This is a genomic window from Thiorhodococcus drewsii AZ1 (assembly GCF_000224065.1).
Lineage (GTDB): Bacteria > Pseudomonadota > Gammaproteobacteria > Chromatiales > Chromatiaceae > Imhoffiella > Imhoffiella drewsii.
On sequence record NZ_AFWT01000068.1, the window covers coordinates 1 to 8,684 of the forward strand.

Below are 8,684 nucleotides of genomic sequence, written 5' to 3' on the forward strand. Positions count from 1 at the left end.
GGTCTTGGCCAGGCGGGCGAAGTCGGCCTCGAGTCGCAGATCCCAGCGGGTCTCGCTGTGCAGCCAGTCCCTGAGCCAGTCGATGTGACGCTTGACCAGCCGGTAGGCGGGGTGATCGGCATAGAGCAGCGGCTGCATCAGCAGGCCGCGCAGTTGGCTGGCGATGTCGGCCAAGGCTACGGACTGGGCGCGCCATGGTGCCCGAGCATGCGCTCGTGAGTCGCCAGGGCAGCCTGGGCGGCCTCGCTCTCGCGGGTGATTATGGTAGAGATAGCGGGCGCGGTAGAAGTCCTCGACCTTGGTCACCCGGCTGGTGTCGGGCTCGGCCTGGAGGTTGCCCCATTCGACCAGCTGGCCGAGCGCCGCCTGGACGGCGTCGAGATCGAGCTGCCGGCCGTCGCGCCTGACGCGATCGAGCACGTCTTCCGGGCGCAGATGGACCAGGAAATGCTCCTTGGCCTCGGAGAAGGCGCGCATCAGGGTCCGGTAGAGGTCCGTCTTGTCGGCGGTCAGATAGTTGAAGCTGGTGTCGGGCATCCGTGGCTGGGCTGTATCGCGGCCGGTTCTGTGCTGAGCGTGGACACTAGCATCGGGAGAAGACCGCGAACAATGAGTTTTAGCGCATGCCCGGGCATCGCCGCGTGAGATAACTCCTCGTGCGACGAGCATACGCAAAGGACAGCCCACCCACGGATATGAGAGCATCGGCCCCGCAGTCCCGAGCCACCCACACGGAGTGATCCGAGATGCTGACCAAGAAGATCGAAGCGATCCGCCCGGAAGATGCCGACGACCTGTTGGCACCCGCCTATGCGCGTCGAGGCATGCAGAACGCGGTGCCCAAGTACCGGCTCCCCGAGCACGAGATGGTCCCCGACACCGCCTACGACCTCATCCACGACGAGCTGATGCTCGACGGCAACGCCCGACTCAACATGGCGACCTTCGTCACCACCTGGATGGAGCCGCAGGCCGAGCGGCTGATGGCCGAGGCCTTCGACAAGAACATGATCGACAAGGACGAGTACCCGCGCACGGCCGAGATCGAGGCGCGCTGCGTCAACATCGTCTCCGATCTGTTCAACGCCCCGGACCAGGGTGTCGGCGCCTCCGCGATCGGCTCCAGCGAGGCGGTGATGCTGGCCGGCATGGCGCTCAAGTGGCGCTGGCGCGAGCGCCGCCGGGCGCAGGGCAAAGACACCCATCGTCCCAACCTGATCCTCGGCGCCAACGTCCAGGTGGTGTGGGAGAAGTTCTGCCGCTACTGGGACGTCGAACCGCGCTACATCCCGATGCAGAAGGGCCGCTACGTGATCACGCCCGAGGAGGTGATCGAGCGCACCGACGAGCGCACCATCGGCGTCGTGGCGATCCTCGGCACCACCTTCACCGGCGAGTACGAGCCGATCGAGGCCATCCACGATGCACTCGCCGCCCAGAACGCGACCAGCGGCTGGGAGATCCCGATGCACGTCGACGCCGCCAGCGGCGGCTTCGTCGCGCCCTTCCTGCAGCCGGAGCTGAAGTGGGACTTCCGGCTGCCACTGGTCAAATCGATCAACGTCTCGGGCCACAAGTACGGACTGGTCTACCCCGGAGTCGGCTGGGTGGTGTGGCGCAGCCACGCCGATCTGCCCGAGGATCTGGTGTTCCACGTCAACTATCTCGGCGGCGACATGCCGACCTTCACCCTGAACTTCTCGCGCCCCGGCAATCAGGTCGTCGGCCAGTACTACAACTTCCTGCGTCTCGGCCGGGCCGGCTACACCCAGATCATGGAGGCCCTGCGCGACACGGCCATGACCCTCGCCCAGGGAATCGAGGCGCTCGGTCCCTTCGAGCTGGTCAGCGACGCCAGCACCATCCCCGTCTTCGCCTTCAAGCTGAAAGACGCGATCCCGGGCTACAACGTCTTCGACGTCTCGCACAAGCTGCGCGAATCCGGCTGGCAGGTGCCCGCCTACACCATGCCCGAGCACGCCGAGGAGGTCGCGGTACTGCGCATCGTGGTGCGCGAGGGATTCAGCGCCGACATGTCCGAGATGCTGCTCGCCGATATCAGCAAGGTGGTCGATCACTTCGAGGGACTGAGCGGCCACGAATCCAGGGCACCTGCACCCCGGTTCGCGCACTGAGCGACAGACCCGAGCCAATGCGACACGCATCCGAAACGAGGACGCCATGATCATCAACAGCTATATCAAGACGACGCCTCCCGCGCACGGCCGGGGCATTCGCCTGGCCGTGCTCCAGGACACGGGGCCGGCGGGAACGACCGATGCCATTCGACACAATCTCGACCGGCTCGAATCCGCTGCGGGGATCGCGCTCGGCTTCGGCGCCCAGCTGATCAGCTTTCCCGAGCTCTACCTGAGCGGCTATGCGGTGCCGCCGGACCGACTCTATGCGCTCGCCATGAGCCCCGGTGACGAGACCCTAAGCGAGGTCGCGGCGATCGCCAGGGAGAAGGGAATCGGCATCGTCTGTCCCTATCCCGAGCGGGCCGAGGTCGCCGGCGAGACCCGCTACTACGATGCGATCGCCCTGTTCGGTCCCGACGGAAGCCTGCTCAAGAACTATCGCAAGACCCACCTGTGGGGACCCGACGAGAAGAAGATCTGGACGCCCGGATATCTCTACCCGGAGGAAGGACCGGCTCTCACCGTCCACGCGATCAACGGCTTCCCGGTCGGCCTGCTGAACTGCTACGAGGCCGAGTTCCCGGAGCTCACGCGACGGCTCGCGCTCGAGGGCGCCAAGCTGGTGATCATCCCCACTGCGGCCGACGAATCGACCCGACTCTCGACCGGGGAATGGACCTCGCCCGCCTACCCGGACATCGCCAAGACCCTGATCCCGGCGCACGCCTGGGAGAACGGGCTCTTCGTGTGCTACAGCAACCGCTGCCAGGGCGAGACGCTGGACTCGGAGCCCGTGGGGCGCTACCTGGGCAACAGCGTGATCGCCAACCCGCATGGCGAGCCGATGGTCGCTGCCAAGAACGAGCCGACCCTTCTGATCGCCGACTGCATCCCGTCCGACTATGGCCCGACGCATCCGGAGAACACCGACTATCTGAAGGATCGGCGCCCGGAACTGTATTGAGGATGCCGCATCGGCCCGCGTCGCCCCGCCTGTGGGGCGGCGATGGTCTCATCCGGCTTCGACCCGATTGCGCCCGGCCTCCTTGGCCCGATACAAGGCCGCGTCCGCCCGAGAGATCAGGCTCTCGATGCTGTCGCCCTCCTGGTACTCGCTGCCCCCGAAGCTCGCAGTGCAGCCGCCGACGATTGGAAAGTCGTGGGCCGCGATCGCGGCACGCTGTTTCTCGGCCAGACGCGAGGCCCCGGCAAGAGGGGTCTCGGCGCAAATAGTGAGGAATTCCTCTCCCCCCCAGCGTCCAACCCGGTCGGTGTCGCGAACGGAACGGCGCAGGATGTCGGCGAGCTTGACCAGGACACGATCGCCCATCTGATGGCCGTAGGTATCGTTGACCCGTTTGAAGCGGTCGATGTCCATCAGCAGGATGGAAAAGGGCGTGCCGTAGCGCTTGGCCAACGACAGCTCGCGTTTGAGCTCCTCGTTCAATTTCAGGCGATTGCAGAGACCGGTGAGACAGTCCGTGACCGAGAGGCGCTCGAGCTCCCGGTTCTTCTCCGCCAGCTCGCGGGTACGCTCGGCGACCTTGAGCTCCAGCTCATCGTTGAGCCGGCGCAGCTGATCGTTCTGACGCTCCAGCTCGCGCTCCTGGTCGTAGGCGGTGAGCGCACCCCTCAGCGTCAGCAGCAGGTCCTCGTTGTGCCAAGGTTTCTCGATGAAGCGATAGAGATCGGCCTCGTTGATCGCCCGCTTCACCCCGCCGATATCGCTCTGCCCGGTGAGAAGAATCGTCTTGATCTGCGGCAACCGCCGATGGATGCGCACCATCAGCTCGTCGCCACGCATCTGAGGCATGAGGTAGTCGGCGACGACCGCCTTCAGCTCGATCCCATCTTGGAGCAGCTCGTCCACCACCTCCAACGCCTCGGCGGCCAACTCGGCCACCTCGATCACCTGGACCTCCTTGAGGTGCTGCTCCAGCAGGGTGCGCAGCGCGCTGAGGACCATGGGCTCGTCATCGACACAGAGAATCGCGCTCTGGGTCATCCGCGCCGCCTCGGCCTGCCGGCAGCCTGCCCGCTCTGACTCCGCGTCGTCCCGGACATCGGCGAGCGCGCGACCATCATGCCCCCTCACGCCGCCAGAAGGCGTCGAGTCCGGCGTCGATCGAGGCGATCAGCACCTCCGCGCACCAGGGCTTGACGATGAACTCATGCAGATTGGCTTGGGCGCGCGCGCGCAGAACCGCCTCCTCGTCGGCCTGCCCCGAGAGCATGATCTTGATGACGTGAGGAAAGCGGCGATGCGCCTCGATCAGGAACTCGTCGCCCTTCATGCCGGGCATCAGCCAGTCCGAAATGATGACCAGCGGGATATAGCCCTCACCGGCCAATTCGTCGAGGATCTCCAGGCCCTCCTCCGCGCTCTCCGCGATCTCGATCAGGTGACGGTGGTCATAGACGCGCCTCAGCTGATCCCGCAGGGCGCTGAGCACCATCATCTCGTCGTCCACGCACAGCAGGATTCCCTGCTCCATCATCTCGGCTCCGGATAGGGTAGATAGACCTTGAAGGTCGTGCCAACACCCACCTCGCTATCCATCTCGAGATGGCCGCCATGCTTGGCGACGATCTTCCTGACGATGTCGAGCCCCAATCCGCTACCCTCACCCGCCCGCTTGGTGGTGAAGAAGGGCTCGAAGATGCGCTCGCGGATCTCGGGCGCTATCCCGCCGCCGGTATCGGCGACGGTCACCACGGCGACACCCTTCTCGGCCTCAAGAACGATTCTGAGCGTGCCACGAGAGTCCATCGCCTGCAAGGCATTGTGTACGAGGTTGGTCCACACCTGGCAGAGTTCGTCGGGATAACAGGACAGCGGAGGGACCTCGGCATAGCGGCACACCAGCTCGGTGCTCTGCTTGATCTGATTGTGATAGAGGGTGAGCACGGTCTCGATGTTCTGCCGCAGGTCGGTCTCGCTGCGCTTGCCGCCCGCGTCGAGCCGGGAAAAGGATTTGAGCGCCGTAATGATCTTGGCGGCGCGCTCGACGGCGTGGTTGATGTTGGCGGCGTTGGTCGCGATCGCCGCAATGCTGTAGGCGGTATCGAGGATGAAGTCGCTGCGGGGATGACGAATCAGGGGCAGATAGGAGGCCGGCGAGTCGCGGACCCCGAGCTGTACCAGGATGTCGGCGATGCGGCGCGCACCCGTCACCCCCTCTCCCTCGAGCTCTTCGGTCAGTCCGCGGGTGAGCCGACGTGCCTCGCGGCTGGGGAGGATGCCCGTCTGTGCCCGCGCGCGCGCCAGCAGGTCCAGGAACAGGGACACCTCCTCCTGCGTGAGCAGACCGAAGAGGCCAGGCAGGTTGCCCAGCGCCTGCTCCAAGGAGTGGGCGATGTTGGTACCGCTGGACTTGACCGCGCCCAGCGGGGTGTTGATCTCGTGGGCGACCCCGGCGATCAGGTGTCCGAGGGCCGCCATCTTCTCGGAGTGGATGAGCTGCGCCTGGGTCGACTGCAGCTCCGCCAAGGCGCGCTCCGCCCGCTGGGTCGCATCCAGGAGGCGCTGCTCGGTTTCCTTGATATGGGTGATGTCCATGTGGGTTCCCGCCACCCGGACCGGGCGTCCGTCGGGATCGCGGGCGACGATCTTGCCCCGCGCCAGGATCCACAGATGGCCGCCGTCCTTGGTGCGCACCCGGTACTGAGACTCGTAGTGCGGAACCTCGCCGGCCAGATAGCGCCCGAAGCGCTCGTTCACCGAAGCGAGGTCCTCGGGGTGAATCAGCGACTTCCAGGCCGCGAGCCCCGGGCCCATCTCACCGAGATCGCAGCCGAGCATGCCCGCCCAGCCCGCATCGATGCTGTAGCGATCGCGAGGGATGTCCCAGTCGAAGGAGCCCAGGCGCCCGCCCTCGAGGCTCAACTCCAGCTTTTCGTTAGCCAGACGCAGCTGGCAGGTGCGGGCCTCGACCTTCTGCTCGAGCGTCGCATTCAAGGCGTTGATCGATTGCAAAAGTTCGGCACTGACCTCGATGTTCTTGTTGAGCGAGCGGGCCATGTCGCCGAACTCGTCGCCGCCCCCCAGCGCGATCGGTTCGATCCGATCCTCCTGGCGCTGCAGGAAGGCGAAGAATCCGTCCAGCCCCAGGTGCAGCGCGCGCAGCGGCACCAGCACGAAGCGATAGACGAGCAGAAAGACACCGCCAGCGAGCAACAGGGCGGCGGCGGCGAAGATCAGGAGCTGGAAGGAGATCCGCTGCGCCAGCATGTGCTGGACGTCCGTCTTGATCTGCTCGATACGACCGAGCGAGACACGCTCCATGGCATCGATCTCCCCGAGCAAGGGGGCGTCGTCGTAGTAGATCGCGATATAGCCGTAATCGACATCGCGAGCGTCGAAGTGACCCGTCAACCGATGGCGAAACTGCTGGTAGTCCGCCAAGCCCTGTGGCAGCTCGGTACCGACCAGGGAACGCCCGCCCTCCCGGTAGGCGGCGACGAAGGTCTGATCCGTGGTGGCATCGAAGACCTGCACGGCCTTGACGCCATCGAGGGCGAGCAGCTCGGAGATCGGCTGCTCGATGCCCTCATAGTTCATATTGGAGACGAACTCGACCGCCACCTTGGCCGCCATGCTGGCGACGAACTCCAGATAGCCACGCTCGATCTCGAGCCGCCGCTGGCGATCCTGCATCAGCTGATCCAGGATGACCCGGCTCGACTTCTCCTCGAAGGCGTCGATCATCGCCCGCTCCGAGTGGATCCAAATGGCATAGAGCAGCCCGAAGCCGAGGATAAAGATCATCACCAGCGGGATCAGCAGCTTGTAGGCGATCTTCATGGCGCCTCGGCCTCGGGTGCGTCCGGCCGGTAGCGCGAGACCGGCTCGAAGCCGCGATCGCCGAACAGACGCTCGAACGGATATTCCCGGATGGTCTCCGTGGTCAGGATCGGGATCTGCGGGCCGGCGCGGAAGGGAAAATCCACCCCTGGGCGCTGCCCGTCCAAGATCCGAATCATCATATCCATGGCGATGCGCCCCTGATCGATGTTGAGATCGGCTGGCGCGGCCTCGACCCGTCCAGCCTGGATGTGGGCGTAGACCTGTGGAATCAGGTAGGTCGAGAGGATCCGCACCTCTCCGGATGAGCGCCCGAGCTCGGCCAGAACGCTCGGGGCGACCTCGGCCATCACCGCGTTCCCCACCAGATAGTCGATGTCCGGATAGAAATGAAAGGCCCGGCGAATCAGGCTGCTCTGGGTCCTCTCTTCGGTATCGCCCCAGAACGGCGTCAGCGTCCGGATCCCCGGGACGCCCTCGAACGCCTCGACGAACCCTGCCAGGCTCTCGGGCGCCCAGCCGCTGTCCCTGGGTCCGGGGAAGAAGGCGACATTCACCGGCCGCCCGTCCAACTCTTCGCGCAGATATTCACCCACCTTGGCGCCCATCCCGAAAAAGGACACCATCGACTTGGCCTGGATCTGCGGCGCCCGGATGTCGTTGATCACCGCCACCACAGGGATCCCAGCCGCCACCGTCGCCGCCACCTCCGTATCCAGCTTGTCGTAGGCGACCCCAGCCAGGATCACGCCATCCACACCCAGGTCCCGCAGTCGATGCAGCTGCTGGATCTGAACGGCCAAGTTAGGATACCCCCCCGCCTCCAGGAGTTCGAAGGCGACGCCGCCCGAGGCCGCCCGCTCGGCGATCCCGAAATCGACTGCACCCCAGTAGGAATCCTCGAGCTGGGGAAAGAGCACCCCGACCCGATAGGTGCCTCGGGCCCGCTCGACGAATCGCCAGGGCTCCAAGACCGGCCCCTTCAGCGAGGCCGCAGAGATGCCTGGCACCTTGGTGTCCGCCAGATACTCACCATAGTAGGCGTTGACCATCAGCTCCCGTGCCGACGCGGTTCCGGCGAGCGAGAGCGTGGCAAGCAAGAAGAAGGACCCCAACCAATTGAAATGAAACACCTCGTTCTCCCATCTCCGATTGGCACCACCCCGTCCCTCGCCGGCGCGACACGGATCGATACCGCACCCAGTCTATCCGAACCTCGCCGTCGTCGTGCTAGGGAGCGGTCTTGGCCAGGCGGGCGAAGTCGGCCTCGAGTCGCAGATCCCAGCGGGTCTCGCTGTGCAGCCAGTCCCTGAGCCAGTCGATGTGACGCTTGACCAGCCGGTAGGCGGGGTGATCGGCATAGAGCAGCGGCTGCATCAGCAGGCCGCGCAGTTGGCTGGCGATGTCGGCCAAGGCTACGGACTGGGCGCGCCATGGTGCCCGAGCATGCGCTCGTGAGTCGCCAGGGCAGCCTGGGCGGCCTCGCTCTCGCGGGTGATTATGGTAGAGATAGCGGGCGCGGTAGAAGTCCTCGACCTTGGTCACCCGGCTGGTGTCGGGCTCGGCCTGGAGGTTGCCCCATTCGACCAGCTGGCCGAGCGCCGCCTGGACGGCGTCGAGATCGAGCTGCCGGCCGTCGCGCCTGACGCGATCGAGCACGTCTTCCGGGCGCAGATGGACCAGGAAATGCTCCTTGGCCTCGGAGAAGGCGCGCATCAGGGTCCGGTAGAGGTCCGTCT

General features: G+C 65.5%; 8 protein-coding genes. 2 read left to right on the top strand and 6 right to left on the bottom strand.

Features of this window, described 5'->3' with window-relative positions; genetic code table 11:
- Positions 1-537 (bottom strand): DUF2397 family protein (locus tag THIDRDRAFT_RS22365; RefSeq protein ID WP_007043205.1); only part of this gene is annotated, 537 nt, incomplete at its 3' end.
- Between the two features lie 209 nt (positions 538-746).
- Between THIDRDRAFT_RS22365 and gad the strand changes: the two genes are divergently transcribed.
- On the top strand, positions 747-2,135 hold the full coding sequence (gene gad / locus THIDRDRAFT_RS22370; RefSeq protein ID WP_007043206.1) for a glutamate decarboxylase: 1,389 nt from the start codon (positions 747-749) through the stop codon (positions 2,133-2,135).
- Positions 2,136-2,181: 46 nt separating this feature from the next.
- Complete coding sequence (locus THIDRDRAFT_RS22375; RefSeq protein ID WP_007043207.1) at positions 2,182-3,105, top strand: carbon-nitrogen hydrolase family protein; 924 nt, start codon at positions 2,182-2,184, stop codon at positions 3,103-3,105.
- 48 nt (positions 3,106-3,153) lie between these two features.
- On the opposite strand, the gene THIDRDRAFT_RS22380 is transcribed toward THIDRDRAFT_RS22375, so the two are convergent.
- From THIDRDRAFT_RS22380 to THIDRDRAFT_RS22400, 5 genes are all read right to left on the bottom strand, one after another.
- Positions 3,154-4,146 (bottom strand): GGDEF domain-containing response regulator, encoded by a 993-nt coding sequence (locus THIDRDRAFT_RS22380; protein ID WP_007043208.1) that lies wholly within the window; start codon positions 4,144-4,146, stop codon positions 3,154-3,156.
- A 76-nt stretch (positions 4,147-4,222) separates the two neighbouring features.
- The gene (locus THIDRDRAFT_RS22385; RefSeq protein WP_007043209.1) at positions 4,223-4,639 is read right to left on the bottom strand and encodes a response regulator; all 417 of its coding nucleotides are present in this window, start codon (positions 4,637-4,639) and stop codon (positions 4,223-4,225) included.
- Complete coding sequence (locus tag THIDRDRAFT_RS24200; protein WP_007043210.1) at positions 4,636-6,945, bottom strand: sensor histidine kinase; 2,310 nt, start codon at positions 6,943-6,945, stop codon at positions 4,636-4,638. Before THIDRDRAFT_RS24200 ends, THIDRDRAFT_RS22385 begins: the two co-directional genes overlap by 4 nt.
- Positions 6,942-8,078, bottom strand: coding sequence for a TMAO reductase system periplasmic protein TorT (torT, locus tag THIDRDRAFT_RS22395; protein ID WP_007043211.1), 1,137 nt, complete (start codon positions 8,076-8,078; stop codon positions 6,942-6,944). The genes THIDRDRAFT_RS24200 and torT overlap by 4 nt, the downstream gene beginning before the upstream one ends.
- Positions 8,079-8,175: 97 nt before the next feature.
- Positions 8,176-8,684, bottom strand: a 509-nt coding sequence (locus THIDRDRAFT_RS22400) for a DUF2397 family protein (RefSeq protein WP_007043212.1), incomplete at its 5' end; no start/stop codon positions are given.